Source organism: Serratia quinivorans (genome assembly GCF_052113645.1).
Lineage (GTDB): Bacteria > Pseudomonadota > Gammaproteobacteria > Enterobacterales > Enterobacteriaceae > Serratia > Serratia quinivorans_B.
The window spans coordinates 304,945-331,606 of record NZ_JBIEIU010000002.1 but is presented as its reverse complement, the minus strand read 5'-3'; the positions used below and the strand labels follow the sequence as shown (position 1 = coordinate 331,606).

At 56.1% G+C, this 26,662-nt stretch carries 29 protein-coding genes and 1 riboswitch; of the genes, 24 read left to right on the top strand and 5 right to left on the bottom strand.

Translation table 11 applies throughout. The annotated features are described in order from the left end of the window. Nucleotides 1–7: 7 nt before the first annotated feature. Nucleotides 8–490 (bottom strand): zinc ribbon-containing protein, encoded by a 483-nt coding sequence (locus ACGS9J_RS06955; RefSeq protein WP_442230254.1) that lies wholly within the window; start codon nucleotides 488–490, stop codon nucleotides 8–10. A 390-nt stretch (nucleotides 491–880) separates the two neighbouring features. Here ACGS9J_RS06955 and leuS point away from each other — a divergent pair, with 390 nt between their 5' ends. From leuS to lipA, 13 genes are all read left to right on the top strand, one after another. Beyond that, nucleotides 881–3,463, top strand: a complete 2,583-nt coding sequence (leuS, locus tag ACGS9J_RS06950; RefSeq protein WP_442230253.1) for a leucine--tRNA ligase — start codon at nucleotides 881–883, stop codon at nucleotides 3,461–3,463. Between the two features lie 14 nt (nucleotides 3,464–3,477). After that, nucleotides 3,478–4,038, top strand: a complete 561-nt coding sequence (gene lptE / locus ACGS9J_RS06945) for an LPS assembly lipoprotein LptE (RefSeq protein WP_442230252.1) — start codon at nucleotides 3,478–3,480, stop codon at nucleotides 4,036–4,038. Next, entirely contained in the window at nucleotides 4,035–5,069 is a 1,035-nt protein-coding gene (gene holA / locus ACGS9J_RS06940) for a DNA polymerase III subunit delta (protein WP_442230251.1), read from the top strand. Before lptE ends, holA begins: the two co-directional genes overlap by 4 nt. Beyond that, nucleotides 5,059–5,721, top strand: coding sequence for a nicotinate-nucleotide adenylyltransferase (gene nadD, locus ACGS9J_RS06935; protein ID WP_442230250.1), 663 nt, complete (start codon nucleotides 5,059–5,061; stop codon nucleotides 5,719–5,721). The genes holA and nadD overlap by 11 nt, the downstream gene beginning before the upstream one ends. Nucleotides 5,722–5,910: 189 nt before the next feature. After that, nucleotides 5,911–6,228: a ribosome silencing factor gene (gene rsfS / locus ACGS9J_RS06930; RefSeq protein WP_442230249.1), complete on the top strand. Its 318-nt coding sequence runs from the start codon at nucleotides 5,911–5,913 to the stop codon at nucleotides 6,226–6,228. A 3-nt stretch (nucleotides 6,229–6,231) separates the two neighbouring features. Beyond that, nucleotides 6,232–6,702, top strand: coding sequence for a 23S rRNA (pseudouridine(1915)-N(3))-methyltransferase RlmH (gene rlmH, locus ACGS9J_RS06925; protein ID WP_004949595.1), 471 nt, complete (start codon nucleotides 6,232–6,234; stop codon nucleotides 6,700–6,702). A gap of 38 nt (nucleotides 6,703–6,740) precedes the next feature. Next, nucleotides 6,741–8,636: a peptidoglycan DD-transpeptidase MrdA gene (gene mrdA / locus ACGS9J_RS06920; protein WP_442230248.1), complete on the top strand. Its 1,896-nt coding sequence runs from the start codon at nucleotides 6,741–6,743 to the stop codon at nucleotides 8,634–8,636. 8 nt (nucleotides 8,637–8,644) lie between these two features. Continuing rightward, entirely contained in the window at nucleotides 8,645–9,757 is a 1,113-nt protein-coding gene (gene mrdB, locus ACGS9J_RS06915; protein ID WP_044548856.1) for a peptidoglycan glycosyltransferase MrdB, read from the top strand. Nucleotides 9,758–9,767: 10 nt separating this feature from the next. Beyond that, entirely contained in the window at nucleotides 9,768–10,844 is a 1,077-nt protein-coding gene (rlpA, locus tag ACGS9J_RS06910; RefSeq protein WP_442230247.1) for an endolytic peptidoglycan transglycosylase RlpA, read from the top strand. 177 nt (nucleotides 10,845–11,021) lie between these two features. Beyond that, nucleotides 11,022–12,233 carry a D-alanyl-D-alanine carboxypeptidase DacA gene (gene dacA / locus ACGS9J_RS06905; RefSeq protein ID WP_020825614.1) on the top strand — a complete coding sequence of 404 codons (1,212 nt, stop codon included), beginning with the start codon at nucleotides 11,022–11,024 and terminating at the stop codon, nucleotides 12,231–12,233. Between the two features lie 111 nt (nucleotides 12,234–12,344). Further along, nucleotides 12,345–12,608 (top strand): DUF493 family protein YbeD, encoded by a 264-nt coding sequence (gene ybeD, locus ACGS9J_RS06900; protein WP_020825613.1) that lies wholly within the window; start codon nucleotides 12,345–12,347, stop codon nucleotides 12,606–12,608. A gap of 134 nt (nucleotides 12,609–12,742) precedes the next feature. Then, complete coding sequence (gene lipB / locus ACGS9J_RS06895; protein WP_442230246.1) at nucleotides 12,743–13,411, top strand: lipoyl(octanoyl) transferase LipB; 669 nt, start codon at nucleotides 12,743–12,745, stop codon at nucleotides 13,409–13,411. Beyond that, entirely contained in the window at nucleotides 13,404–14,369 is a 966-nt protein-coding gene (gene lipA / locus ACGS9J_RS06890; RefSeq protein ID WP_012005634.1) for a lipoyl synthase, read from the top strand. Before lipB ends, lipA begins: the two co-directional genes overlap by 8 nt. A 95-nt stretch (nucleotides 14,370–14,464) precedes the next feature. Here lipA and tatA read toward each other — a convergent pair whose 3' ends face one another. Next, a complete protein-coding gene (gene tatA / locus ACGS9J_RS06885; protein WP_442230245.1) occupies nucleotides 14,465–14,674 on the bottom strand; it encodes a Sec-independent protein translocase subunit TatA in 210 nt (69 codons plus the stop codon). Between the two features lie 30 nt (nucleotides 14,675–14,704). Between tatA and ACGS9J_RS06880 the strand changes: the two genes are divergently transcribed. The 4 genes from ACGS9J_RS06880 to ACGS9J_RS06865 all read left to right on the top strand — a co-directional run bounded on the left by ACGS9J_RS06880 (nucleotide 14,705) and on the right by ACGS9J_RS06865 (nucleotide 17,719). Continuing rightward, nucleotides 14,705–14,986 (top strand): hypothetical protein, encoded by a 282-nt coding sequence (locus tag ACGS9J_RS06880; protein ID WP_442230244.1) that lies wholly within the window; start codon nucleotides 14,705–14,707, stop codon nucleotides 14,984–14,986. 117 nt (nucleotides 14,987–15,103) lie between these two features. Further along, nucleotides 15,104–15,166: riboswitch (Fluoride riboswitch) on the top strand. Between the two features lie 76 nt (nucleotides 15,167–15,242). Beyond that, the gene (gene crcB, locus ACGS9J_RS06875) at nucleotides 15,243–15,626 is read left to right on the top strand and encodes a fluoride efflux transporter CrcB (RefSeq protein ID WP_442230243.1); all 384 of its coding nucleotides are present in this window, start codon (nucleotides 15,243–15,245) and stop codon (nucleotides 15,624–15,626) included. A 300-nt stretch (nucleotides 15,627–15,926) separates the two neighbouring features. Next, on the top strand, nucleotides 15,927–16,523 hold the full coding sequence (locus ACGS9J_RS06870; protein WP_442230242.1) for a TetR/AcrR family transcriptional regulator: 597 nt from the start codon (nucleotides 15,927–15,929) through the stop codon (nucleotides 16,521–16,523). Nucleotides 16,524–16,528: 5 nt separating this feature from the next. After that, nucleotides 16,529–17,719 (top strand): multidrug effflux MFS transporter, encoded by a 1,191-nt coding sequence (locus tag ACGS9J_RS06865; RefSeq protein ID WP_442230241.1) that lies wholly within the window; start codon nucleotides 16,529–16,531, stop codon nucleotides 17,717–17,719. A 68-nt stretch (nucleotides 17,720–17,787) separates the two neighbouring features. Here ACGS9J_RS06865 and cspE read toward each other — a convergent pair whose 3' ends face one another. Then, nucleotides 17,788–17,997, bottom strand: coding sequence for a transcription antiterminator/RNA stability regulator CspE (gene cspE, locus ACGS9J_RS06860; RefSeq protein WP_002210315.1), 210 nt, complete (start codon nucleotides 17,995–17,997; stop codon nucleotides 17,788–17,790). Nucleotides 17,998–18,343: 346 nt separating this feature from the next. On the opposite strand from cspE, the gene ACGS9J_RS06855 reads away from it, so the two are divergent. The 5 genes from ACGS9J_RS06855 (at nucleotide 18,344) to ACGS9J_RS06835 (ending at nucleotide 23,412) form a co-directional block, all read left to right on the top strand. Next, entirely contained in the window at nucleotides 18,344–19,507 is a 1,164-nt protein-coding gene (locus tag ACGS9J_RS06855) for a M20 peptidase aminoacylase family protein (RefSeq protein ID WP_442230240.1), read from the top strand. A gap of 186 nt (nucleotides 19,508–19,693) precedes the next feature. After that, nucleotides 19,694–21,019, top strand: coding sequence for an LLM class flavin-dependent oxidoreductase (locus tag ACGS9J_RS06850; RefSeq protein WP_442230239.1), 1,326 nt, complete (start codon nucleotides 19,694–19,696; stop codon nucleotides 21,017–21,019). Between the two features lie 92 nt (nucleotides 21,020–21,111). Next, nucleotides 21,112–21,639: a GNAT family N-acetyltransferase gene (locus tag ACGS9J_RS06845; protein WP_442230238.1), complete on the top strand. Its 528-nt coding sequence runs from the start codon at nucleotides 21,112–21,114 to the stop codon at nucleotides 21,637–21,639. Between the two features lie 49 nt (nucleotides 21,640–21,688). Next, nucleotides 21,689–22,576: an amino acid ABC transporter permease gene (locus ACGS9J_RS06840; protein WP_442230237.1), complete on the top strand. Its 888-nt coding sequence runs from the start codon at nucleotides 21,689–21,691 to the stop codon at nucleotides 22,574–22,576. A gap of 8 nt (nucleotides 22,577–22,584) precedes the next feature. After that, nucleotides 22,585–23,412 carry an amino acid ABC transporter ATP-binding protein gene (locus ACGS9J_RS06835; protein ID WP_442230236.1) on the top strand — a complete coding sequence of 276 codons (828 nt, stop codon included), beginning with the start codon at nucleotides 22,585–22,587 and terminating at the stop codon, nucleotides 23,410–23,412. Nucleotides 23,413–23,441: 29 nt separating this feature from the next. Here the strand turns inward: ACGS9J_RS06835 and ACGS9J_RS06830 are convergent, their stop codons facing one another. Then, a complete protein-coding gene (locus ACGS9J_RS06830; protein ID WP_442230235.1) occupies nucleotides 23,442–23,951 on the bottom strand; it encodes a VOC family protein in 510 nt (169 codons plus the stop codon). Between the two features lie 166 nt (nucleotides 23,952–24,117). Here ACGS9J_RS06830 and ACGS9J_RS06825 point away from each other — a divergent pair, with 166 nt between their 5' ends. Continuing rightward, nucleotides 24,118–24,597 (top strand): cold-shock protein, encoded by a 480-nt coding sequence (locus ACGS9J_RS06825; RefSeq protein ID WP_442230314.1) that lies wholly within the window; start codon nucleotides 24,118–24,120, stop codon nucleotides 24,595–24,597. A gap of 87 nt (nucleotides 24,598–24,684) precedes the next feature. Beyond that, entirely contained in the window at nucleotides 24,685–24,846 is a 162-nt protein-coding gene (locus ACGS9J_RS06820; protein ID WP_442230234.1) for a YnfU family zinc-binding protein, read from the top strand. Between the two features lie 4 nt (nucleotides 24,847–24,850). On the opposite strand, the gene ACGS9J_RS06815 is transcribed toward ACGS9J_RS06820, so the two are convergent. Then, nucleotides 24,851–26,299, bottom strand: coding sequence for a diguanylate cyclase (locus ACGS9J_RS06815; protein WP_442230233.1), 1,449 nt, complete (start codon nucleotides 26,297–26,299; stop codon nucleotides 24,851–24,853). Between the last annotated feature and the right edge of the window lie 363 nt (nucleotides 26,300–26,662).

The window sequence follows — 26,662 nt, the reverse complement described above, 5'->3', positions numbered from 1 at the left end:
GGGACAGTTAAGGTTCGAAAGGCCGACGCTGGAACTGGTCATGGCCGCATTTCGGGCACACCGGCAACACTTCCGGCGTGTAAAACGCCATATGATGGTGGCATTGCTCGCACACCAGATTGCCCAGCCCGACGACCTCGCCGCTGTGGTAAACGCCATGGTGACTGACGTCCTTGAACACTTCACGCCATTCCAACTGGGTTTTGTCCGTAATATCCGCCAGCTCCTGCCACAGGCTCTCCTTGATGACCCGCATGAAAACACTGTCGGTAAACTCGTCCCGGCTTTCCTGGTAACTGCGAGCGAACTCTTCCAGATCGCGCCGCACCGCCAGGGTCACCTGCTCCACTTCATCGCGCGTCAGCTCGCCCGCTTCGTTCAACCGTTTTTCCGCGCTCGCGACCAGTGAGTCGATATCACGCTCGCCATTTTTCAAGCGTTCGGTCAGAGATGCCACCAATTCGCGATAGTACTGAGCAACCTTGTTCATAATCTCTCCTCGAGGAACTTACGTGATTGGGTTTGCCTCCCATACCCTATAGCTTTCGAGTTGCAGCTAGGCGCCCAGCTCGCTCATCCCCAGGCGCTTACTCAAGTAAGTAACTGGGGTGAGCTAGTGCAGGTAACAACGCTGCAGCTTGAAAGATGACGGGTATAAACTATCTCTTATCATTTTAGCCGTAAATTGCTGATGTCACTTGGCAAGACATGGGTTCCTCAAGATGTGAGTCATATCATGGCCGGTATTTTTTAAATACGTCGAGTCAGGCGCTTGGTGTTGTTGCCGGGAGGTCTTATCAGCTATGCTATGCGGATCTATAAGTACTCAACAGAATGCTACGGATGTAGCTGTTTTACACCTACAGGACCACCAGCCGCCATGCAAGAGCAATACCGTCCAGAAGACATAGAATCGAACGTACAGCTTCACTGGGAAGAGAAGCAAACCTTCAAGGTTACCGAAGATGCGAGCAAGGAAAAGTATTACTGCCTATCCATGCTGCCGTACCCATCTGGCCGTCTGCACATGGGGCACGTTCGTAACTACACTATCGGCGACGTGATCTCGCGCTACCAGCGCATGCTAGGTAAAAACGTACTACAGCCGATCGGCTGGGATGCGTTCGGCCTGCCGGCGGAAGGCGCTGCGGTGAAAAACAACACCGCACCGGCCCCGTGGACCTACGACAATATCGAATACATGAAGAACCAGCTGAAATTGCTGGGCTTCGGCTATGACTGGGATCGCGAGATCGCCACCTGCGATCCGGACTACTACCGCTGGGAACAGTGGTTCTTCACCAAGCTGTACGAAAAAGGCCTGGTCTACAAGAAGACCTCTGCGGTGAACTGGTGTCCGCACGATCTGACCGTTCTGGCCAACGAACAGGTGATCGACGGTTGCTGCTGGCGCTGCGACACCAAGGTTGAGCGTAAAGAGATCCCACAGTGGTTTATCAAAATCACCGACTACGCCGATCAGTTGCTCAACGATCTGGACACGCTCGAAAGCTGGCCAGAGCAGGTGAAAACCATGCAGCGCAACTGGATTGGCCGTTCCGAAGGGGTGGATATCACCTTTGACGTGGCGGACAGCGACGAAAAGCTGACGGTTTACACCACCCGTCCGGACACCTTTATGGGCGCGACCTACGTGGCCGTTGCCGCGGGTCACCCATTGGCGCAGCAAGGCGCGGTGAACAACCCGGCGCTGGCTGAATTTATCGAGGAGTGCCGCAACACCAAAGTGGCCGAAGCCGAAATGGCGACGATGGAGAAAAAGGGCATGCCGACCGGCCTGTTCGCCATCCATCCGCTGTCCGGCGAGCCTGTGCCAATTTGGGTCGCCAACTTCGTGCTGATGGAATACGGCACGGGTGCGGTGATGGCGGTTCCAGCTCACGACCAGCGTGACTGGGAATTCGCGACCAAATACGGTTTGCCGATCAAGCCGGTGGTTCTGACGCTCGACGGCAGCCAACCGGATGTTCAGGCCGAAGCGATGACCGAGAAAGGCACGCTGTTCAACTCCGGTGAGTTTGACGGTCTGGACCACCAAGACGGTTTCAACGCCATTGCCGACAAACTGGTCGCCAAAGGCGTAGGCCAGCGCAAGGTTAACTACCGTCTGCGCGACTGGGGCGTTTCCCGTCAGCGTTATTGGGGGGCACCAATCCCAATGGTCACGCTGGAAGACGGCACCGTGATGCCGACTCCGGAAGATCAACTGCCGGTGATCCTGCCAGAAGACGTGGTGATGGACGGCATTACCAGCCCGATCAAAGCTGACCCTGAGTGGGCAAAAACCACCGTTAACGGCCAGCCGGCGCTGCGCGAAACCGACACCTTCGACACCTTTATGGAGTCTTCCTGGTACTACGCGCGCTATACCTGCCCGCAGTACGACCAGGGCATGCTGGATCCGGCCGCTGCCAACTACTGGCTGCCGGTCGATCAGTATGTCGGCGGTATCGAACACGCCATCATGCACCTGATGTATTTCCGCTTCTTCCACAAGCTGCTGCGTGACGCAGGCCTGGTCGATTCCGACGAGCCGGCAAAACGCCTGCTGTGTCAGGGCATGGTGCTGGCAGACGCCTTCTATTACACCGGCAACAGCGGCGAACGCGTCTGGGTTTCCCCGGTCGACGCCAACGTTGAACGTGATGACAAAGGCCGCATTATTAAAGCCACCGATCCACAAGGTCGTGAACTGGTCTATGCTGGCATGAGCAAAATGTCGAAGTCGAAGAACAACGGCATCGATCCACAGGTGATGGTTGAGAAATACGGTGCAGATACCGTGCGTCTGTTCATGATGTTCGCTTCCCCGGCAGAAATGACGCTGGAATGGCAGGAATCCGGTGTGGAAGGGGCAAACCGCTTCCTGAAACGCGTTTGGAAACTGGCCTACGAACATCTGGAAAAAGGGGCCGTACAGCCGCTGAACGTCGCGACGCTGACTGAAGACCAGAAAGCGCTGCGCCGCGATCTGCACAAAACCATTGCCAAAGTGACCGACGATATCGGCCGCCGTCAGACCTTCAACACCGCGATTGCCGCCGTGATGGAGTTGATGAACAAACTGGCCCGCGCACCGCAAGAAAGCGAGCAAGACCGCGCCCTGCTGCAGGAAGCGCTGTTGGCAGTCGTCCGCATGCTGTATCCGTTCACTCCACACGTGTGCTTCTCACTGTGGCAGGCTCTGGGCGGTGAAGGCGATGTGGATACCGCCGCCTGGCCGCAAGCCGACGAGCAGGCGATGGTCGAAGATTCCAAACTGGTGGTGGTGCAGGTCAACGGCAAAGTTCGCGCTAAAATCACTGTGGCTGCCGATGCAACCGAAGAACAGGTGCGTGCGCGCGCCGCTGAGGAACATCTGGTCGCTAAATATCTGGACGGGGTCACGGTTCGTAAAGTGATCTATGTTCCGGGCAAATTGCTTAACCTGGTTGTGGGTTAACACAAGGAGGAGTTGTGCGACATCGTATTCTGACGTTGTTGCTGGGGTTGGCGGTGCTGGTCACCGCCGGCTGCGGTTTTCACCTGCGTGGTACCACGCAGGTCCCTTCTGAAATGAAGACGCTGCTGCTGGACAGCTCGGATCCTTATGGTCCGCTGACCCGCGCCGTGCGTGAACAGTTACGTCTGAGCGACGTGACCATCGTCAAAGATGCAAAGCGTAAGGATCTCCCTTCCCTGCGCATCGTTGGCGCCACCGAAAGCCAGGATACCGCCTCTATCTTCCAGGACGGTAAAACCGCTGAGTACCAGTTGGTGCTGACAGTGCAGGCACAGGTGCTGATCCCGGGTCACGATCTGTATCCGCTGAACGTGAAAGTTTTCCGTTCGTTCTTCGATAACCCGCTGACCGCACTGGCAAAAGATTCCGAACAGGACATCATTCGCCAGGAAATGCGTGAGCAGGCCGCCCAACAACTGGTGCGTAAACTGCTGACGGTGCACGCGGCGGAAGAAGAAACCCAGCAGAAAGCCGCTGCCGCCGGTGAAAAAGCGGCCAGTCGCGTAGATCAATGATTCGTATTTACCCTGAACAACTTGCCGCGCAGCTCCGAGAGGGGCTGCGCGCTTGTTATTTATTGAGTGGCAATGAGCCGCTGCTGCTGCAGGAAAGCCAGGATCTGATCCGCCAAACTGCACAACAGCAACAGTTCACCGAGCACTACAGCATTTCGCTTGATGCCCATACCGACTGGGATGCCATCTTCAGCATCTGCCAGGCCATGAGCCTGTTCGCCAGCCGTCAGACACTGCTGCTGATCTTCCCGGAAAACGGGCCAACCGCCCCGATCGGCGAACAGCTGATCAAACTGGCCGCGCTGCTGCATGACGACATTTTGTTGATGTTGCGTGGGCCACGCCTGACCAAAGCGCAGGAAAACAGCGCCTGGTTCAAGGCTCTCAGCCCGCATGGCGCTTACGTCAGTTGCCAGACGCCGGAACAGGCGCAGCTCCCCCGCTGGGTCGCACAGCGCGCCAAAACCCTGAAGCTGGAACTGGACGACGCGGCCAATCAACTGCTGTGTTACTGCTACGAAGGCAATCTGTTGGCGCTGTCGCAGGCGCTGGAGAGATTGTCGTTGCTGCATCCGGACGGCAAGCTCACGCTGCCGCGCGTTGAGCTGGCGGTTAACGATGCTGCCCACTTCACGCCATTCCACTGGCTGGATGCCCTGCTGGCAGGGAAAAGCAAGCGCGCCTGGCATATTCTGCAGCAGATGCAGCAGGAAGATGTCGAGCCGGTGATCTTGCTGCGTACCCTGCAACGGGAACTGCTGCAGTTGCTGAACCTGCAACGTCGCATGGCATCAGTGCCCTTACGCACGCTGTTCGATCAATACAAGGTTTGGCAAAACCGCCGTAACCTGGTGACCCAGGCATTACAACGGCTATCCGGTGCCCAACTGCGGCAAGCGGTGCATCTGCTGGCGCAGATAGAGATCACCCTTAAGCAGGATTACGGTCAGTCGGTCTGGTCGGAATTGGAAGCCCTGTCGATGCTGCTGTGCGGCAAACCTCTGGCCACGAGTTTTTCAGATGCCCACTAACCCGCACGCTACCCCCGTCCTGCACGCCCTGTTTGGCGGCACCTTTGACCCGATCCATTACGGTCATCTGCGACCGGTGGAAGCGCTGGCCACAGAAGTTGGCCTGAACCGGGTCACGCTGCTGCCGAACCACGTTCCGCCGCACCGCCCGCAGCCCGAGGCTAACGCGCAACAACGGTTGAAAATGGTAGAGTTGGCGATCGCCGGCAACCCGCTGTTTGCGGTTGACGATCGTGAACTGCACCGCACTACCCCTTCCTATACCATTGAGACGCTGGAAGCCATTCGTAAAGAACGTGGCGCAGCCTTGCCCCTGGCGTTTATTATTGGCCAGGACTCGCTGCTGACGCTGCACAAATGGCACCGCTGGCAGTCGCTGCTGGATACCTGCCATCTGCTGGTGCTGGCGCGCCCTGGCTACAATGATCGAATGGATACGCCGGAACTGCAGCAGTGGTTGGAGCGACATCAGGTGACCGATGCCGCCCAGCTCAGCCAAAGTCCCCACGGATTGATTTACCTGGCCGATACGCCGCAGCTGGAAATTTCGGCCACGGAAATCCGCCAGCGCCGCCATCAGGGCCTCAACTGTGACGACCTGTTGCCGCGTTCGGTACAGCGCTATATCGAATTACAGGGTTTATATCGCTAGCAACAGCCGCGTGATATACTGCGCCGCTATTTTTCAGGTATTCGCTGAAAACCCCGGAATCCTTAGCTGGCCGGGCAGTCGCCAGAAGGCGCACGGTGGCATCCTGCCGACTTATCATTGATTCAGGCCGCAAAACGGGCAAATTGTCCGCCGCAGTCGAATGAACAGAACACTCCCGAGGGGGAACCTTTGCAAGGTAAAGCGCTCCAAGATTTCGTCATCGATAAAATTGATGACCTGAAAGCCCAAGACATTATCGCTCTGGATGTACAGGGTAAATCCAGCATCACCGATTGCATGATCATCTGCACCGGCACCTCAACCCGTCACGTGATGTCGATCGCCAACCACCTGGTGCAAGAAGCTCGCACCGCAGGCATGGAGCTGTTCGGCATGAAAGGCCAGGAAGCCTCCGACTGGGTCGTCGTCGACCTGGGTGACGTGATCGTTCACGTGATGCAGGAAGAAAGCCGCCAGTTGTACGAACTGGAAAAACTCTGGAGCTAAGCGGTGAAACTGCAACTGGTAGCCGTCGGCACTAAAATGCCAGACTGGGTGCAGACCGGCTTTATGGATTATCTGCACCGCTTTCCGAAAGACATGCCGTTTGAGCTGACCGAAATCCCGGCGGGCAAGCGCGGCAAGAATGCCGATATCAAACGCATTCTGGAAAAGGAAGGCGAGCAGATGCTGGCTGCGGTAGGCAAAGGCAATCGCATTGTCACGCTGGATATCCCCGGTACGCCGTGGGAAACACCGCAACTGGCGCAACAACTCGAACGCTGGAAACAGGACGGCCGCAACGTCAGCCTGTTGATTGGCGGCCCGGAAGGGTTAGCGCCGGCCTGCAAGGCCGCAGCCGAACAGAGTTGGTCGCTCTCACCGTTGACATTACCGCACCCTTTAGTGCGCGTGCTGGTGGCTGAAAGCCTCTATCGCGCCTGGAGCATTACAACAAATCATCCTTACCACCGGGAATAACCGGTGGTAATAGTGACAGAGTGAAATAAAGCAGCGGGATGAAAATAGAACGTAACCCTTTTCGCGACTATACGGCTGAATCCGCCCTGTTTGTACGCCGCGCCCTGGTGGCGTTCTTGGTCATCCTGGTGCTGACCGGCACCCTCATCGCCAATCTGTATAATCTGCAAATCGTCCGCTTTGAGGATTACCGCACTCGCTCCAACGAAAACCGCATCAAACTGGTGCCGATCGCGCCCAGTCGCGGCATTATTTACGATCGCAACGGCACCCCGCTGGCGCTCAACCGCACCATTTACCAACTGGAGCTGATGCCGGAAAAGGTCGATGACCTGAAGGCCACGCTGCAGGCGCTGCGTTCGGTGGTCGCTCTGACCGATGACGACATCGCCAACTTCGAAAAAGAGCGCAAGCGCTCGCGCCGTTTTGTCTCCATCCCGGTGAAAACCGCCCTGAGTGAAGTGCAGGTGGCGCGTTTTGCGGTTAACCAGTTCCGCTTCCCCGGCGTCGAGGTCAAAGGCTACCAACGTCGCTATTACCCTTATGGCTCTGCTCTGACCCATGTGATCGGCTATGTGTCGAAGATTAACGACCGCGATGTCGAACGACTGGATAAAGACGGCAAGCTGGCCAACTATGCCGCCACCCACGATATCGGCAAGCTGGGCATCGAACGCTATTACGAAGAAACTCTGCATGGCACAACCGGTTACGAAGAGGTTGAGGTCAACAACCGCGGCCGGGTGATCCGCCAATTGCATGAGCAGCCGCCATCCGCCGGCAAAGACGTATACCTGACGCTGGATCTCAACCTGCAGCGCTACATCGAGCAGTTGCTGGCAGGCAGCCGTGCGGCGGTGGTGGTGAGCGATCCGCGCACCGGCGGCATTCTGGCTATGGTATCCAACCCCAGCTATGACCCGAACCTGTTCGTCGACGGCATCTCCAACAAGGATTATCAGGGGCTGCTGAACGATCCGAACCGGCCGCTAATCAACCGTGCCACGCAAGGGCTTTATCCCCCTGCCTCCACGGTGAAGCCCTATATTTCCGTCTCAGCGCTCAGCGCCGGGGTGATCACCAAAAACACCATCGTCTTCGATCCCGGCTGGTGGCAATTGCCCGGTTCGGAAAAACGCTTCCGCGACTGGAAAAAGTGGGGCCACGGCCGCCTGAACGTCACCAAGGCGCTGGAAGAGTCGGCGGATACCTTCTTCTATCAGGTCGCGTACGACATGGGCATCGATCGCCTGTCGACCTGGCTGACCAGGTTCGGTTACGGCGAATATACCGGTATCGATCTGTCCGAAGAGCGTTCCGGCCTGATGCCGACCCGCGACTGGAAATTCAAGCGCTATAAAAAGCCTTGGTATCAGGGTGACACCATTCCGGTCGGGATCGGCCAGGGTTACTGGACGGCGACACCGATTCAGATGGCCAAGGCGCTGACGACCTTGATCAACGACGGCAACGTCAAAACGCCACACCTGCTGCAGAGCACCCGAATCAATGGTGCGCTGGTGCCTTTCCAACAGGAAGAGAGCACGCAGATCGGCGATATTCATTCCGGCTTCTGGGAAATTGCCAAAGACGGCATGTATGGCGTGGCTAACCGTCCGAACGGGACGGCGCGCAAGTACTTTGCAGGTACGCCATACAAAGCCGCGGCGAAATCGGGTACCGCACAGGTATTCGGTTACGAAACCTATAACGCCCACAAACTCGCAGAGCACCTGCGTGACCACAAACTGATGACGGCCTTCGCCCCTTACGATAATCCGACGGTGTCGGTTGCCATCATTCTGGAAAACGGCGGCGCCGGTCCGGCGGTCGGGACGATCACTCGTCAGATCCTCGACCATATCTTGCTGGGCGACAACAATACGCAATTACCGGACGCGGCCCCGCTGCCGCCTGGTGTAGAAGGTGATTAAGGTAGAACATGACTGAAAGCCAACAGAAAGCTTCGATCTGGACCAAAATCCATATCGACCCTACATTCCTGCTCTTGATTCTGGCCCTGCTGGTCTACAGCGCTTTCGTTATGTGGAGCGCCAGCGGTCAGGACATTGGCATGATGGAACGCAAAATCGGCCAGATCGTCATGGGGCTGATCGTCATGGCAGTCATGGCGCAAATCCCGCCGCGGGTCTATGAAAGCTGGGCACCGTATCTGTATATTTTCTGCGTGATACTGCTGATTTTAGTCGATGCTTTCGGCCAGATCAGTAAGGGCGCTCAGCGCTGGCTGGATCTCGGCTTTGTGCGCTTCCAGCCGTCCGAGATCGCCAAAATCGCCGTGCCGCTGATGGTGGCACGCTTTATGAACCGCGACGTCTGCCCGCCTTCGCTGAAGAATACCGCCATTGCACTGGTGCTGATTTTCCTGCCGACCCTGCTGGTGGCAGCACAGCCTGATTTGGGCACCTCGATTCTGATCGCCGCCTCCGGTCTGTTCGTGCTGTTCCTGTCCGGCATGAGCTGGAAGCTGATCGCCGTGGCGGCCGTGCTGCTGGCGGCCTTTATCCCGGTGCTGTGGTTCTTCCTGATGCACGGCTATCAGCGCGATCGCGTCATGATGCTGCTCGATCCGGAAACCGATCCGCTCGGCGCCGGCTACCATATTATTCAGTCAAAAATTGCCATCGGCTCCGGCGGCCTGTCCGGTAAAGGCTGGTTGCACGGCACCCAATCACAGCTGGAATTTCTGCCGGAACGCCACACCGACTTTATCTTTGCGGTGCTGGCCGAGGAACTGGGGCTGATCGGGGTATTGGTGCTGCTGGCGCTGTACCTGCTGGTGATTATCCGCGGGCTGATGATTGCCGCCAAGGCGCAAACCACCTTCGGCCGGGTGATGGTCGGTGGGCTGATGCTGATTTTATTCGTTTATGTGTTTGTTAACATTGGTATGGTCAGTGGTATTCTACCGGTAGTTGGCGTACCTTTGCCTCTGGTCAGTTACGGGGGTTCGGCGCTGATTGTGCTTATGGCTGGGTTCGGCATTATCATGTCGATCCACACGCATCGGAAAATGATGTCCAAGAGTTTATAAGAGGTGAGTAATGCGTAAGGAATGGCTTTGGGTCGGCGTAGTCGCGGTATTGCTTTCCGCCTGTACCACCCCGACCACGGAACAGCAAGCGCCGCCACAGCAGCCGTATAACGGGCCGGTGGTGGAAATCGGTGGCGTTGAGCCTCAATATGAACCCTATAACCCTAATAACTTGCAGGATTATAAGGTTAATGGCGACACTTACCGCATAGTGAAAGATCCGCAGAACTTCTCGCAGACCGGTCTGGCCAGCTTCTATGGCGAAGAAGCCAGGGGTAACACCACGGCACTGGGAGAACAATTCGATCCTAACGGCCTGACCGCCGCACACCCGACGCTGCCGATCCCAAGCTACGTACGTGTGACCAACCTGGCCAATGGCCGTCAACTGGTGGTGCGCGTTAACGATCGTGGGCCTTACACCCAAGGCCGCATTATCGATCTGTCGAAAGCCGTCGCCGACCGCCTGAACCTGTCCAACAACACCAAGGTCAAGGTTGATTTCATCAACGTTGCGCCGGATGGCACACTGAGCGGCCCGGGTACCATCGGCACCACCGTTGCCAAACAAAGTTATGCCCTGCCTTCACGCCCGGATCTTGGCTCCAGCAGCATGGGAACCCCGATCCAGCAGGATGTCCCTGTGGCCAATGGCGCAGCAGTACGCCCGATTGACAACAGCAGCCTGAATACCGGCGACGCGGCTCCAGCCGCCACCCCAGGCAATAGCCGCACTGGCTTCCTGGGGGCGCCAAGCGCTGTTCCGGCCGGGGTGCTGGAAGGTTCAGAACCTGAGTCTGCCGTCATTGCCGCACCGGTCGCCGCTACCGCAGCCGTTGCCGCAAACAGCGCCTCCTCAACGGGCGGCTATGTGGTGCAGGTCGGCGCACTGAGCAGCGCCGAGCGCGCACAAAGCTGGCAACAAAGCCTGAGCCAAAAGTTTGGCGTACCGGGTAAAGTGGCTGTCAACGGCAGCGTCTACCGCGTACAACTGGGCCCGTTCAGCGACCGCCAGCAAGCGGCCCAACTGCAACAGCGTTTGGCCACGGAAGCGCAGCAACAATCTTTTGTCACTGCCGCACCTTAAACAGTTTTCCGGTGGGCAATCGCGCCTGATCTGCAGGCCTTTAGCTGAAACATTTTCTTTCAGCAAAAGCTTGTAAAGCGTGATTAGTCAGAGGATTGGCTAATGCCTGCCGGGATCTCATCTGTTATAGTGTGGCTCGTTTTTAACTTTACCCTCATGGATGTTGTAGTCTCGATCATGAAACAAGTAACTTCTTTTCGCTTAATCAAGAGCATAGCGCTCGGCACCGTTATCGCGATGAGTGCAACTACCGTTGCGCATGCCGATGACGTCAATATCAAGACCATGATCCCAGGCGTGCCGCAGATCGATGCGGAATCCTACGTCCTGATTGATTACAACTCCGGTAAAGTTTTGGCGGAAATGAACGCCGATGCGCGCCGTGACCCTGCCAGTCTGACCAAAATGATGACCAGCTACGTCATCGGCCAGGCGCTGAAAGCAGGCAAAATCGGCCAGGAAGATCTGGTGACCGTGGGCCAGGATGCCTGGGCAACCGGCAACCCGGTATTCAAAGGCTCTTCCCTGATGTTCCTCAAGCCTGGCGACCGCGTTCCTGTCTCCAAACTGACCCGCGGCATCAACCTGCAGTCCGGTAACGACGCCTGCGTGGCAATGGCCGACTACGTGGCCGGCAGCCAGGACGCATTCGTTAACCTGATGAACACCTACGTCAGCAAACTGGGCCTGCAGAACACCCATTTCCAAACGGTACACGGTTTGGACGCTCAGGGTCAGTACAGCTCGGCGCGCGATATGGCGTTGATCGGCCAGGCGCTGATCCGCGACGTGCCGGACGAATACGCGATTTATAAAGAAAAAGAGTTCACCTTCAACAATATCCGCCAGATGAACCGTAACGGTTTGCTGTGGGATACCAGCCTGAACGTGGACGGCATCAAAACCGGCCATACCGATGCGGCGGGTTACAACCTGGTCGCTTCCGCCACCGAAGGTCAGATGCGTCTGATCTCTGCGGTGCTGGGCGGTCGTACTTACAAAGGCCGTGAAACCGAGAGCAAGAAACTGCTGACCTGGGGCTTCCGCTTCTTCGAAACCGTGGCACCACTGAAAGTGGGCAAAGAGTTTGCGTCTGAGCCAGTGTGGTTCGGCGATGCCGATCGCGTTGAGTTGGGCGTAGACAAAGACGTCTACCTGACCATCCCACGTGGCCGTATGAAAGACCTCAAGGCCAGCTACGTGCTGAACACCCCGGAAATTCATGCGCCACTGGCTAAAAACCAGGTTGTCGGCAGCATCAACTTCCAGTTGGATGGCAAAACCATCGATCAGCGTCCACTGGTAGTGATGAACGAAGTCAAAGAAGGCGGTTTCTTCAGCCGTATCGTGGATTACATCAAACTGATGTTCCACCACTGGTTCGGTTAACAGTTGAAACGGGCGAAATTGCCCCCATATACTGATTAACATTAACTCCCGCTCCGGCGGGAGTTATAATTTATAGATTCGCTATATTGATAGCCGCACTCTGGAGCGCACATGAAAACTAAACTGAACGAACTGCTCGAATTCCCTTGCTCATTTACCTACAAGGTAATGGGCCTGGCACAACCCGAGCTGGTAGACCAGGTGGTTGAAGTGGTGCAGCGCCATGCTCCCGGGGATTATAACCCGCAGGTTAAACCTAGCAGCAAAGGCAATTACCACTCCGTGTCCATCACCATCAACGCCACCCATATCGACCAGGTGGAAACCTTATATGATGAGTTGGGCAACCTTGAAATTGTCCGCATGGTGCTGTAATTCCAGCACAAACCTCTGCTTTTCAACCCGGGTTAGAGCATCCTCTGCCCGGGTTGCGCATTTTTGGTCAGCGAAATGCTGGTCGCGGGCCAGAGCGCCCGGTATAATGGCTTTACCACTTCTGTAACCTGACGATGACTCTTTTGCAACCAGACAAGATCATTTTGCGTCAGCTGGGGTTGCAGCCCTACGAGCCTGTATCCCAAGCCATGCACAACTTCACCGATCGCCGAACCGAAACCACGCCCGATGAGCTGTGGCTGGTTCAGCATCAGCCCGTGTTTACCCAGGGCCAGGCCGGTAAAGCGGAGCATCTGTTAATGCCGGGTGACATTCCGGTGATCCAGAGCGATCGTGGCGGCCAGGTGACCTACCACGGGCCGGGGCAACAGGTGATGTACGTGATGGTCGATCTGAAACGCAACAAAGTTGGCGTTCGCCAGTTGGTCACGGCTATCGAAGAAACCGTTATTAATACCCTCACCCATTTTCACATCGAATCGCGCGCCCGTCCGGATGCGCCCGGTGTTTACGTGGGAGAGCAGAAAATCTGTTCGTTGGGTTTGCGGATCCGTAAAGGCAGTTCATTCCACGGCCTGGCCCTGAATGTGGCCATGGATCTCACCCCCTTCCAGCGTATCAACCCTTGCGGTTACGCCGGCATGCAGATGGCGCAGGTCAGCGCGCTGGCACCCGGCGTTGGCATAGAAGACGTACACCCCGTCCTGGTACAGGAATTTGTTCATTTACTCGGCTACCCGAAGGTCGAGCTTCGTAACTGGAACCTGCACGATTATGAGTAAACCAATTCAGATGGAACGCGGCGTAAAATACCGCGATGCAGACAAAATGGCGTTGATCCCGGTTAAAACGGTGGTCACCGAACGGCAGGAGCTGTTACGTAAACCCGAGTGGATGAAAATCAAACTCCCTGCCGACTCTACGCGCATTCAGGGCATTAAAGCCGCGATGCGTAAAAACGGTCTGCATTCGGTGTGCGAAGAAGCTTCCTGCCCGAACCTGTCTGAGTGTTTCAACCACGGCACCGCGACCTTTATGATCCTGGGCGCCATCTGTACCCGCCGCTGCCCGTTCTGCGACGTGGCACACGGCCGCCCGGTGGCCCCGGACGCCAACGAGCCGGAAAAACTGGCTCAGACCATCGCCGACATGGGCCTGCGTTACGTGGTGATCACCTCGGTTGACCGCGACGATCTGCGCGACGGCGGTGCCCAGCACTTTGCCGATTGCATCGCCGCCATCCGCGCGAAAAACCCAACCATCAAAATTGAAACGCTGGTGCCTGATTTCCGCGGCCGTATGGATCGCGCACTGGAGATCCTGACCGAAACGCCACCGGATGTGTTCAACCACAACCTGGAGAACGTGCCGCGCGTCTATCGTCAGGTACGTCCGGGCGCCAACTACGAATGGTCATTGAAGCTGCTGGAGCGGTTTAAAGAGGCACATCCGCATATCCCGACCAAGTCCGGCCTGATGGTTGGCCTGGGGGAAACCAATGCGGAAATCGTTGAAGTGATGCGCGATCTGCGTCGCCATGGCGTCACCATGCTGACCCTGGGCCAGTATCTGCAGCCAAGCCGTCACCATCTGCCGGTACAGCGTTACGTCAGCCCTGCCGAATTCGACGAAATGAAAGAAGAAGCGATGGCGATGGGCTTTACCCATGCCGCGTGCGGTCCGTTTGTTCGTTCATCCTACCATGCCGATTTGCAGGCAAAAGGGATGGAAGTGAAGTAATAGCAGCAACGATTTGTTACGTTTCCAGCGACGGAAACGCCAAAAAACGGATGTCCTTGCGGCATCCGTTTTTTATTGCCCGGCAGAAAGCGTAATTAAACGTCTTTCTTTTCGACGCTCTGCGGGTTGGACTGGCTTTCTGCCGTGCTGGCAGGCGGTGGGGTAGTATCATCGCCCACGGCCTTTTTAAAGCCCTTCAACGCAGCACCCAAATCCGCGCCCAAAGTACGCAGTTTGCTGGTACCGAACAGCAAGATGATCAACACTGCAATCACCAGAAGTTTGGTAATACTGATCCCTTCCATACTCACCTTCTTATTCATATAGCGCTGCGAATGCAGCGAGAAAACAAACCTTGCCTGCGAGTATTTACCTACTTTCCCCGCAGCAAGACAACAGCAACATGTAACAGAGTGAGATCCCGCCACCGCTCAGTTTTATCTGCATTGCGCATTAATCAGGCTATCCTGAGTTTAGAAGCCGCATGGTACGCTGCCATACAGTTCAAAGCCGAAGTCCGCAATCTGCTGATCGATTCTTTTTTCGGTGGCCTGTGTCTGCCCATGATCTACCTCTGTCCGGTGCTGCTGGGGTTAGTCACCTACCGCACCGCCTAACGGCTGGAGCTGGCCATTAACGCCAAGAGTGACAATTTCCACTTTCCCTGTCACTTTTGCTACTACAAAACAAACCACGCCGGGTGTAAGATCCCCCAGCGCGGCAAAACAGCGGCGTCGAACGACGGAGATGACATTCCTCCATAACCGCCTTCACAGGCTGATGATGTCTACGTAACCTCTCAGAGGGGTGCGTAGCGTTACGCCTGGACCTTTCTGAGTATCATTTCCCCTTGAATGAAAGGTAATTTTGACCATGTTGAGTTCTTTACTGGCAGTTTTTATTGGCGGCGGTGCCGGCAGCGTACTGCGCTGGGCCATAAGCATGAAGATGAATCAGCTAAACGCGCATATCCCGCTGGGTACGCTGGCGGTGAATCTGCTGGGCGGTTTTATCATCGGCCTGGCGATCGCGATCTTCAGCCGTATGACGCACCTGGATCCCACCTGGAAGCTGCTGATCACTACCGGTTTCTGCGGCGGGCTGACCACCTTTTCCACTTTTTCTCTGGAGGTGGTGTATTTGCTGCAAGACGGGCGTTTCGCCTGGGCTCTGGGCAATATGCTGCTCAACCTGGCGGGTTCGCTGGCGATGACCCTGCTGGCGTTTATGCTGGTCATCTGGGTTAACGGACAATAAAGCCTTTCGGCGCCTTAATGTTTCCTTAATCTATTGTGCGCATACTCTCATCCAGTATCCCAAACTGGATGAGAACTCAGATGCCAAGCCTGCCAAAAACGCCCGTTGAAGTTGCCGCTACCCTGCTGTGTCTGCTGATTGTTGCCGCTTTCATCAAGGCCTATCTGTTCGCCTAAAGCCCCGCGCTCCATCTCGCCTTTATCCTTGCCCTATTGCCTATTGCCGATGTTGTATTACAATTGAGAATGAACGTTCACACCCAGAAGGTGAACCAGACATTTATTGGCAAAGGATCGGGACATGATATCCACCAGCGACAGCAAGCAGGTTAAAGTACAGGCCCGCCGCGATCAGATTGTCGACGCCGCAAAACTCTGCTTTCGTCAGCACGGCTTTCACGCCGCCAGCATGGCGGAAATCGCGCACGCCTCACAGCTTAGCGTTGGCCAGATCTACCGCTATTTCGACAATAAAGACGCGATCATCGAAGAGATCGTCAACCGTATCATCGCCAGTAAAATGCGGCGGCTGGAAGATCTCGGCGATCATATCAACCTGATCGCCGGCACCCTGGCGGCGCGTACCCTGTTTCAGCAGCCGGGTGAAAGCGAAACCGATCATATGCTGATGCTGGAAGTGACCGCCGAAGCCACCCGTAACCCGACAGTGGCGAACATGCTCAGCGATGCGGAAACGCGGTTGTTCCACCACGTTTGCCAAAGCCTGCGTCGGCTCTACCCGCATTTCAGCGAGCAGGAAATCGCCGCCAGGGTGGAGTTCATCGCCGTATTAAGCGAAGGTACCGGTTATCGCATCCTCACCACGCAAAAAGCCGACGTCAGCTTGCTGAACGGCTTATACCAACAAGCTATCTCTCACCTGTTCAGGAAATCTTAATCCTTATGACCAGACAATTAGCCAGACAACGTCTGGTGTACGCCGTCGTGCTTGGCCTGCTGGCCTCACTGGGCCCGCTGTGCATCGACCTCTACCTGCCCGCCCTGCCGGAGATGGCCGGTGAGCTGAATACCTCGACCGCCACGGCGCAGCTCAGCCTGACCGCCGGCCTGCTGGGGTTAGGTGTCGGTCAGCTGATTTTCGGCCCCTACAGCGACAAGCTCGGCCGCATGCGTCCGCTGCTGCTGTCACTAACGCTGCTGCTATTCGCTTCCCTGTGGTGCGCGTTGGCACCGAATATCGACCAGTTGCTGATTGCCCGCCTGTTGCAAGGGTTGGCAGGTGCCGGTGGTGCTGTGATATCGCGCGCTATCGCCCGCGATCTCTATTCCGGGCACGAACTGACGCGTTTCTTCGCCCTGCTGATGCTGGTTAACGGCCTGGCGCCGATCGTTGCGCCAGTGCTGGGGGGAGCCATGCTGCAGTTTATGGACTGGCGAGGAATTTTCGGCGTGCTGGCAGGTATCGCCGTGCTGCTGTTTACGCTAGCCAGCTTGAAGCTCAGCGAGTCACTGCCGGCAGAGCGCCGCAGCCAGGGCGGGATTTTGGCGATGTTGCGGTCACTGGGCGGATTACTGACCCAGCGCCAATTTATGGGCCTGTGCCTGACGCAAGGCTTTGTGATGGCCGGGATGTTCGCCTACATCGGCGCATCCCCCTTCGTGCTGCAGCAGATTTACGGCCTCAGTCCACAGATGTTCAGCCTGTGCTTCGCCATCAACGGTGTCGGGCTGATTATCTCTGCGCAAATCTCCAGCCGTCTGAGCATACACTGGGGAGAACGCAAGGTGCTGAAAGGCGGCTTAACGCTGGCCGCCGTTTCCTCGCTGCTGCTGTTGCTGGCCGCCAGCCTGCATGCCCCGCTGGCGCTATTGTTGGTGCCGCTGTTCTTCTCGGTGGCGGTGATCGGCATCGTCGGCCCGACGGCATCATCTTTGGCGATGCAAAGCCAGGGGGATAAAGCCGGTAGCGCCTCTGCATTGATTGGCGTGAGCATGTTCGCACTCGGGGCCTGCAGCGTGCCGCTCACTGGTCTGGGCGGCACCTCCAGCGTATCGATGGCGCTGACCATTGTCGGGTGTTACGCCATCGCCATCCTGCTGTTTAAGCTGCTGGTGCCTAAACCGCAGGCATGAATCGTCGGAAAAATGGCAATAAAAAACCCGCTCTGGGAGCGGGTTTTAAGAATTTCGGCTACTGTAGCTTAGATAGCGATAACGTTAGCAGCAGATGGCCCTTTGGCACCGTTCGTGATTTCAAATTCTACACGCTGGCCTTCAGCAAGAGTTTTGAAACCATTGCTAGCGATGGCAGAGAAATGAACGAAAACGTCCTTGCTACCATCTTCCGGAGTAATGAAGCCGAAGCCTTTGGATTCATTAAACCACTTAACGCTACCTTTAATCTTAGACATCAAACTTACCTTTAACGTGAATGTAAGACACAAAACGTGTGTCCAGTACAGTACAGCAATTAGACGGGATTTTGTCCACAACCTGGATCACATAAAACCGATAAAAAGTGAAAAAATCCGTCTCCTCCACTGTAAATCGCTCGCCCCCTTTGCCATTGTCTCTCCGGGTAGTCCAATCCTCTTAAAACCCCAGCGAACAGCGGTCGAACGCCTGTTTCATGGGCCGTCAACGCGCACTGCCGGCCTGATGCAGACGCAATCGCTATGTAATATAACCAGACAGTCTTTTTGCTTCCGCCCGCCCTGCACTAGGGTTAGAACTTATTAACCACAGTGAGCCAAGACTATGACCAGCCAACTGGCCGAAAAAATCATCGCCTACCGCCGTGAACTGCATCAGAACCCTGAGCTGTCCAACCACGAGTTTGCCACGACCGCCCGCCTTACCCGCTGGCTGGAAGAGGCCGGTATCCGGATCCTGCCGTTGGGGCTGAAGACCGGCGTGGTGGCCGAAATCGGCAGTGGCAAGGGGCCGATCATTGCACTGCGCGGCGATATTGATGCCTTGCCGATCGAAGAAATTTCCGGCGTGCCGTTCAGTTCGCAAAACAGCGGCGTGATGCACGCCTGCGGACATGATTTTCACACCTCGGTGATGCTCGGCGCGGCACATTTGTTGAAAGCCCGCGAGGCCACCCTGCCCGGCACGGTGCGTATTTTCTTCCAGCCTGCGGAGGAAACCTTCAACGGTGCCCAGCACCTGATCGATGCCGGGGCGCTGGACAACGTGGCGGCAGTCTTCGGCTTGCACAACGCACCAGAGCTGCCGACCGGCACCTTTGCCACCCGCGCGGGCGCGTTTTATGCCAATGTCGATCGTTTCCAGATCCTGATCACCGGCAAGGGCGCACATGCCGCCAAACCGGAGCAAGGGATCGACACCATTGTGACCGCCAGCCAGATTGTCAATGCGCTGCAAACCCTGCCCAGCCGCAGTTTCAGCTCGCTGGAATCCCTGGTGGTTAGCGTCACGCGCATCGAGGGTGGCAACACCTGGAACGTGCTGCCGCAAACCGTGGAGCTGGAAGGCACAGTGCGTACCCACAGCGATGCGGTTCGTCGTCAGGTGCCGGATAAAATCCGTCAGGTGATCGGTGGCGTAGCCGCTTCATTGGGCGCAGAAGCAGAGCTGCACTGGCAGGCCGGGCCGCCGGCCGTCATCAATGACGCGCGCTGGGCGGCGTTCAGCAAAACCGTCGCTGCCGAAGCGGGGTACCGGGTGGAAGAGGCCGAATTGCAAATGGGCGGCGAGGACTTTGCCCTTTATCTGCACCATGTCCCGGGCGTCTTTGTCAGCATCGGTTCGGCGAGTGAGTTTGGCCTGCATCATCCGCGCTTCAACCCGGATGAACAGGCGATTTTCCCCGCCTCGCAATATTTCGAACTGTTGGCCGAGCGCACACTGCAACAATTAGCCACCGTAACGGAAAAAGCCACCAGCAAGGTATAAAATCCACCCGATTATTATTTCGCAGCGCAGAGTATTCTGTGCTGCGATTTATTATTTCCCCGCCCCTGATATTTGCTGTTTTCAACATTTGAATATGCTGTTTTGTTGTTTTACATCCTGATGACGCTAATCAATAGTGGAAGCTCTAAAGATAGCGCCACACCGGCATTTAACAGGGTGAAAGCAATGAGCAACAGTGCTAAAAATCAACGACAATTGCGTCTTGGCGCCATTTTGCATGGTGCATCGGGAAATATGTCTGCCTGGCGACATCCGGATGCCACCGCCGATGCCAGTATTAATCTCGATTTTAATATTGCCACCGCGAAAAAAGCCGAACAGGGCAAATTGGATTTCGTCTTTGTTGCCGATGGCTTATATATCAATGAGAAATCCATTCCGCATTTTCTCAATCGTTTTGAACCGCTAACCCTGCTCGCCGCACTGTCCGCCGCTACCGACAAAATCGGCCTGGTGGGCACCCTTTCCACCTCGTACAGCGATCCCTTTACCGTTGCGCGCCAGTTCGCCAGCCTCGATCACCTCAGTAAAGGTCGGGCCGGCTGGAACGTTGTGACTTCGCCGCTGGAAGGATCGGCAAAAAACTTTTCACGCACCGAGCATCCGGAACACAGCTTGCGCTACCGCATTGCCAGCGAATATCTCGACGTCACCAAAGGGCTGTGGGACTCCTGGGAAACCGATGCCTTTGTGCGTAACAAAAAGAGCGGCGAATTTTTCAGCGCAGGCAAACTGCATACCCTAAACCACCAGGGGGAATTCTTCTCGGTGCAGGGGCCGCTGAATATCGGCCGCACACCGCAGGGCCGCCCGATCCTGTTTCAGGCCGGCGCGTCGGAAGACGGCAAGCAATTGGCAGCCAAACACGCCGACGCCATTTTTACCCATCACGAATCGCAGCAACAAGCGCAGGATTTTTATCAGGACGTGAAAAAACAGTTGGTGGAACAAGGACGTGAACCGGATGACCTGCGGATCTTTCAGGGCGTCAGCGTGATCGTCGGTGACGATAACGAAGACGTAGAACGCCAATATTGGGAAACAGCACGTCTGGTCAGCATCGAAAACGCGCTCAACTACCTGGGCCGCTACTTTGAGCACTATGACTTCTCGCGTCACCCGCTGGACGAGCCCTTCCCGGATATCGGCGATTTGGGGCAAAACAGCTTCCGCAGCACCACCGACGCCATCAAACGCAATGCCCGCGAGCGCAACCTGACGCTGCGCGAAGTGGCGTTGGAAGCAGCCTCACCCCGCCCGGTATTCGGCGGCACACCGGAAGCCGTGGCGGACGGCCTGCAAAACTGGTTCGACACCCAGGCCGCCGACGGTTTCATCATCAGCGGTGGCACGCCAAACTCGTTTGGCCACTTTGTCGACCGCGTGGTGCCCATTTTGCAACAACGCGGCCTGTTCCGCAGCGATTACAGCGGTGACACGCTGCGCGACCACCTTGGCCTGAAGCAGCCACTGAACCAGTTTACCCAATAACGATAATATTTTTTCAGGGATAGCCGCTATGCGAAAAACCTTTACCGTCCTGCCCGCCAAACGCAACAACCTGGGCGATTAGGAGCATACAAATGGCAAATGACGTTTTTATCCAAACGCTGCCGGACGATCCGCTGATCGAGCCGGTGATCGCCGGGTTGTTCGGCGAGTATCGCCAACGCTACGGCGACTATTTTGGTGACCAGGAACAGGAAACGCTGGATCTGTACGCCCCACCGCAAGGCGCCTTTATCGTGTTGCTGCGCGCCGGAGAGCCGATCGCCATGGGGGCCTTCAAACGTTACGATCCGCAAACTGCCGAACTTAAGCGCATCTGGACCCGGGCCGACCTGCGCCGTCAGGGGCTGGCGCAGCGAGTATTGCAGCAGTTGGAGACGCTGGCGTTGGAACAGGGTTACCGCCAACTCTATCTGACCACCGGTTTTCGCCAACCGGAAGCCGTGGGCCTGTATTTGAGCAACGGCTATCAACCACAGTTCGATCCCTCCGTCGACAGCGAAGTTTACAGCCGCCCGCCTTACGATGGCCGGTTGCCGTTTCGCAAGAGCCTGATAACAGCGGACGCACTCTGTTGTGCACCGGAAAGGAAGATTGCCTAGGGGATCGCTCCCCTTCTTAACCCCTTTGATCTGTTTCAGGAGACCTGTGATGTCCAAACAAGAAGTGTTAAAAGTGATTCCCGCACGCTACCCGCTGCGGCTGGTGGGGGCGCTGTTTTCGGTGTTTATTCTGGCGGCCATCGTTCAGTCGGTGGCGGCGAATGAGCGCTGGGAATGGGGCGTATTCGCCGAATGGTTCTTTGCACCGGCGGTGCTGTCGGGGTTGGGGCAAACCCTGCTGCTGACGCTGCTCGGTACCCTGTTCAGCATTATCTTCGGCACCTTGCTGGCACTGGCGCGGCTGTCGCGCTCTTACCTGCTGGCTTCGCTGGCGTGGGGCTACATCTGGCTGTTCCGCTCGCTGCCGCTGATCCTGGTGCTGATTATTCTGTATAACTTTTCTTACCTGTACGATGCCATCTCATTGGGTATTCCCTTTACCTCAGTGGTGTTCGCCAGCTATCCGACCATCGATATTCTCAGCCAGTTCTCCGTGGCGGTGCTGGGGCTCACGCTGGTGCAATCCGCCTATACCGCAGAAATCATCCGCGGCGGCATTCTCGGTGTAGAGTACGGCCAGCATGAGGCAGCCGCGGCGCTTGGCCTGCCGGGCTATCGCCGCACCTTCCGCATCATTTTGCCGCAGGCGCTGCGCTCCATCATTCCGACCGGTTTCAACGAAATCATCAGCCTGGCGAAAGGCACCTCGATCGTTTATGTGCTGGCGCTGCCGGAGCTGTTTTACACCATTCAGGTGATTTATAACCGCACCCAACAGGTGATCCCGCTGCTGATGGTCGCCACCGTCTGGTACCTGTTCATCACCACCGCGCTGTCGGTCATTCAGTATTACATCGAACGCTATTTCGCCCGGGGCGCGGTACGCGAATTGCCGCCAACGCCATGGCAGAAATTGGCCGGCTGGTTAAAACCTTAGGAGATCCTATGTCCGAAGCCATTGATTATTACGCCCTGCGCGAAGCGCCGGTGCGCAGCATTGTTCCGGTACCGGCCCGCGGCCTGATTGAAATCAGCAACGTGAGCAAATATTTCGGCAAGCACAAGGCGCTGGACGATGTCAGCCTGACGCTGCAGCCGGGCACCGTCACGGTGATCCTCGGGCCGTCCGGGTCAGGCAAGTCCACCCTGCTACGCGCCATCAACCACCTGGAACGCGTCGACGAAGGTTTTATCCGTATCGACGGCGACTATGTTGGCTACCGGCGCAAGGGCGACAAACTGTATGAGCTGAAAGAGAACGCCATTCTCAAGCAGCGCATCAACGTCGGCTACGTGTTCCAAAACTTCAACCTGTTCCCGCACCTGACGGTGCTGGAGAACATCGTCGAAGCGCCGGTGGTACATAAGATTTACTCGCGAGCGCAGGCCAAAGAGGTCGCTTATCAACTGCTGGATACCGTTGGCCTGCGCCACAAGGCGGACGCCTACCCACGCCATCTGTCCGGCGGCCAGCAGCAACGAATCGCCATTGCCCGCGCCCTGGCGCTGAACCCGAAGGTGATTTTGTTTGATGAACCCACCTCAGCGCTTGATCCCGAGCTGGTTGGTGAGGTATTGGACGTGATCAAAGGGTTGGCGGATCTGGGGGTTACGCTGGTGGTGGTTACCCATGAGATAGGCTTTGCGCGCGAGGCGGCAGATCAGATTGTCTTTATGGTCGATGGACAAATCGTCGAGCAGGGGGATGCACGCCGGGTGCTGAATCAGCCACAGCACCATCGCACCGTCAACTTCCTCAACAAGGTTCTGTGACTGCAGGGCGCCCGAGGCGCCCCGTTCCGTTACCCCTGCGTGAAACGGCGTTTTTCGGCGGCGAAATCCAACGGTTTGATGCCGCGCTGGTTACGATCGTCTTCGGTCAGTAACGCCGCTGGAATAAACCAGGTCACTTCAAACAGCAACCCGTCCGGATCATGACCGTAGATGCTCTTGTGCACGCCATGATCTTCTTCCAGCCCAAGAATGCCCCGCTGCGCCAACTGATCGCGAATGCGTTCAAGTTCGTCCAGGCTATCGACCTCCCAGGCCAGATGATACAGCCCGGCCGGCGGCTCGTTTTCTGCCGGCGGCTCGCCGTTGGCGCGAAAAACGCCGGCCCGCTGCTGCCCTAAATTCTTGCTGAACAGCGCCAAATCATGATCATTGTCCGAATCGGCCGCCTGGGTAAACACCGCTTTATCGGGGCTGCCTGAAGGTTTGAGCTTGAATCCCAGCACCTGATGATAAAAATCCGCACTCTGCTGTACGTCGCTGACATACAACACCGCGTGGTTAAGCCGTTTAATTCCCATCGATTTTCCCTTTCAGAAATGAATAAAGTCAGGCTGAAAATAGCATGTGGCCCCAAACCGGCTAAATGCCGTTATCGCATTATCAATTGCCGGGCACGCAATCTGTCACTGCAAGGCATTCCGCGCTATCATAAGCACTGTATTGAACGAATTGATGAGAATGATGATGAACGGCAAGATAACGACTTTTTTTGAAGACAAAGGCTTCGGCTTTATTACCGATGAGAACGGGGAAAATCGTTATTTTCACGTGATTAAAGTGCAAAACCCGGAGCTGATTAAGAAAAACGCGGCGGTGACTTTCGAACCGACCAACAACACCAAAGGCCCATCGGCGTTTGCGGTCAAGGTGCTGGCGTCGAGCAAGTACATCATCATCGCCAACGAAAGAATCAAAATCACCAGCATCAAATCTTTCAACACCTTCACCAAAGAAGTGCCGGTGAAAGCGGACGTGGATAAAGAAAATACCGTGCTGTCGGTTGGCCTGCTGATGAACCGCATCCGTCCGCAGTCCGAAGACGCGCCGCAGACCATGCAAACGCTGCGTATGCTGACCATCACTACTTTCCAGAATGACACCCATACCTTCTCCGAACACGAGATCGACATGGACGAAACGCTGAAAGTGCTGAAAAGCCTGTAATCCCTTTCCAGGCGTATAAAAAACATTCTAAGCAATTTGATACCACCTGTGTTAGCGTGGGTTTTCACCTGACACAGGCCATTCATCATGTCCGATACCAGCAGTGTTAAAGGTTTCATCAACCGCTCAACCCAAATCGCCTGCCCAAAATGCGCCTATGTCACCACCCAAAAATGCGCGATGCTGCGACAAAACGTCATGCTGATCTGCCCAAACTGCGGCACCGAGTTTGAACCCAAGCAGAACTGAAGCCTTATTTAAACATGATGTGCCCAATACTGTTGCCACTGACCACGTTGAACGACTCCACTCGATTACGCCCCTGCGACTTGGCACGATAAAGCGCGATATCCGCCATATTCATTAGCTGTTCCAGTGATTTCACTTCGTTCATCGCCAGGCTGGCGACGCCCACGCTGATCGTGATATTTAGCGGCACCTTGCCGCCGGGGTACAAATCGGCTTTTTGCACCAATTGCCGTAAATGCTCCGCCAACGCCACCCCCTGTGCCGCCAGCGCACGCGGCAGCATAATGGCAAACTCTTCACCGCCCAGACGACCAAACAGCTGATCGTGGCGCAGTTCGCGCCTGACGATATGAGCGAATGAAGCCAACACCTGATCGCCGGCCAAATGACCATAGGTGTCGTTAATCTGTTTAAAGTGGTCTATATCGATCAGCAACAGCGACACCGCTTCTTTCGATTTATGCTTGTGATCCAACAGTTCCCCCGCCTTACGCGTCAGTGCGTTACGCGCCAAGACTCCCGTCAGAAAGTCATGGTTGCCACTGTGCTCCAGGCGCCGCAGCAATTTACGGTTTACGGCGATCGAACTGGAGAGGATCAGCGGCCCCATGACCAGCATGGCAATCCCCAGGCGGGCCGACATCAGCGTATCGAGGAATGCATTATGGTTGTTCGGCGTTTCATACAGCATCAGGTTGGCGGAGATGCTGCTGATCTCGGTCATGCCGGTCAACAGCGTCAGCAACGTCACGGTGAACAACTGATAACGCACCGCGCACCACAGCAGCGCCGGGATCGGGAAGGCAATCGCCCCCGGCCCGCCGATATACACGCTAAACACCAGTGAAAACAGCAACGCCAGCAGTGGCAAACCGGCACGCAGTTGCCAGTTGATCTGCATGCGCAGCAGTTGCTTGAGCCGTGGCGCCGCCAGCAGCACCGGCAGTAACAGCAGATTGGTCGAGAACTGTTCGCTGAACCACGCCAGCCAGGCGATAATCGCCGTGTTGTTGTACAGGCTGTCATTGCGCAGTATCGACAGCGTCGACGCCACTGCCGCACCGCTCAGGCTGGCGGTAAACATATACAGGATCGCCTGGGGCTTGCCCATCCGACGCTGCGACTGCGGCAACAGCAGCATCACACCGTAACCGGTGGCGATCAGGGACATATTGCAGGCATTCAACCACATCGCCAGCGGCAGACCTTCGCCGTTAGTCAGATCGGCGGCAATCATCCCCAGATACGTGATCAACCACCCCGCAGGGCTGGCATAGGCGGGTTTACGTAATAACAGACCGAGTAAAATCGCATTCACCGGCCAGAACAGAGAAAGGGAACCTATCGGGCGTGTAAAAATACCCAGCAGGGAAAGTAAATAGGCCAGCAGAAAAAGCGTGAGCAACTGGATAGCGGCTGGCAACCCCTGTTTGGCGTTTATTCTGGCGTTCATCGCCTTACCCATATATTTATAATAACCAGAGCAATTCTATGCATATTCCCTCGCCCGACATGATGAGGAGGACATAACAATCAGAGCTAAACCTAAAAAATACAGGCAGATCAGCAACAAAGATAGATTCTTTTTTAATTAACGGAATGCTCTTAACGCCACCGCTCACCGGTATCCTTCAATGCGGAACGGATTTTCGCCCGCCCGAAAATAATGTTCAAGGGTACCTAACAGCATAGCGTAAACCATCGCCAATCAGCACAACGCCAAAACCATAATAACAAAAAGGGTATTTTACTTGCCGCTCAAACCGTACTGCCGGCTATTATTTTCCAGCAAGTCGCAACGAAGAGCAATTAGAAA

Bases quoted from the DNA above. Each gene is read 5' to 3' on its own strand.
- ACGS9J_RS06955 (WP_442230254.1), bottom strand. From the start codon at position 490: ATGAACAAGGTTGCTCAGTACTATCGCGAATTGGTGGCATCTCTGACC.
- leuS (WP_442230253.1), top strand. From the start codon at position 881: ATGCAAGAGCAATACCGTCCAGAAGACATAGAATCGAACGTACAGCTT.
- holA (WP_442230251.1), top strand. From the start codon at position 4,035: ATGATTCGTATTTACCCTGAACAACTTGCCGCGCAGCTCCGAGAGGGG.
- nadD (WP_442230250.1), top strand. From the start codon at position 5,059: ATGCCCACTAACCCGCACGCTACCCCCGTCCTGCACGCCCTGTTTGGC.
- mrdA (WP_442230248.1), top strand. From the start codon at position 6,741: ATGAAAATAGAACGTAACCCTTTTCGCGACTATACGGCTGAATCCGCC.
- mrdB (WP_044548856.1), top strand. From the start codon at position 8,645: ATGACTGAAAGCCAACAGAAAGCTTCGATCTGGACCAAAATCCATATC.
- rlpA (WP_442230247.1), top strand. From the start codon at position 9,768: ATGCGTAAGGAATGGCTTTGGGTCGGCGTAGTCGCGGTATTGCTTTCC.
- dacA (WP_020825614.1), top strand. From the start codon at position 11,022: ATGAAACAAGTAACTTCTTTTCGCTTAATCAAGAGCATAGCGCTCGGC.
- ybeD (WP_020825613.1), top strand. From the start codon at position 12,345: ATGAAAACTAAACTGAACGAACTGCTCGAATTCCCTTGCTCATTTACC.
- lipB (WP_442230246.1), top strand. From the start codon at position 12,743: ATGACTCTTTTGCAACCAGACAAGATCATTTTGCGTCAGCTGGGGTTG.
- lipA (WP_012005634.1), top strand. From the start codon at position 13,404: ATGAGTAAACCAATTCAGATGGAACGCGGCGTAAAATACCGCGATGCA.
- tatA (WP_442230245.1), bottom strand. From the start codon at position 14,674: ATGGAAGGGATCAGTATTACCAAACTTCTGGTGATTGCAGTGTTGATC.
- ACGS9J_RS06880 (WP_442230244.1), top strand. From the start codon at position 14,705: ATGCAGCGAGAAAACAAACCTTGCCTGCGAGTATTTACCTACTTTCCC.
- crcB (WP_442230243.1), top strand. From the start codon at position 15,243: ATGTTGAGTTCTTTACTGGCAGTTTTTATTGGCGGCGGTGCCGGCAGC.
- ACGS9J_RS06870 (WP_442230242.1), top strand. From the start codon at position 15,927: ATGATATCCACCAGCGACAGCAAGCAGGTTAAAGTACAGGCCCGCCGC.
- ACGS9J_RS06865 (WP_442230241.1), top strand. From the start codon at position 16,529: ATGACCAGACAATTAGCCAGACAACGTCTGGTGTACGCCGTCGTGCTT.
- cspE (WP_002210315.1), bottom strand. From the start codon at position 17,997: ATGTCTAAGATTAAAGGTAGCGTTAAGTGGTTTAATGAATCCAAAGGC.
- ACGS9J_RS06855 (WP_442230240.1), top strand. From the start codon at position 18,344: ATGACCAGCCAACTGGCCGAAAAAATCATCGCCTACCGCCGTGAACTG.
- ACGS9J_RS06850 (WP_442230239.1), top strand. From the start codon at position 19,694: ATGAGCAACAGTGCTAAAAATCAACGACAATTGCGTCTTGGCGCCATT.
- ACGS9J_RS06845 (WP_442230238.1), top strand. From the start codon at position 21,112: ATGGCAAATGACGTTTTTATCCAAACGCTGCCGGACGATCCGCTGATC.
- ACGS9J_RS06840 (WP_442230237.1), top strand. From the start codon at position 21,689: ATGTCCAAACAAGAAGTGTTAAAAGTGATTCCCGCACGCTACCCGCTG.
- ACGS9J_RS06835 (WP_442230236.1), top strand. From the start codon at position 22,585: ATGTCCGAAGCCATTGATTATTACGCCCTGCGCGAAGCGCCGGTGCGC.
- ACGS9J_RS06830 (WP_442230235.1), bottom strand. From the start codon at position 23,951: ATGGGAATTAAACGGCTTAACCACGCGGTGTTGTATGTCAGCGACGTA.
- ACGS9J_RS06825 (WP_442230314.1), top strand. From the start codon at position 24,118: ATGAACGGCAAGATAACGACTTTTTTTGAAGACAAAGGCTTCGGCTTT.
- ACGS9J_RS06820 (WP_442230234.1), top strand. From the start codon at position 24,685: ATGTCCGATACCAGCAGTGTTAAAGGTTTCATCAACCGCTCAACCCAA.
- ACGS9J_RS06815 (WP_442230233.1), bottom strand. From the start codon at position 26,299: ATGAACGCCAGAATAAACGCCAAACAGGGGTTGCCAGCCGCTATCCAG.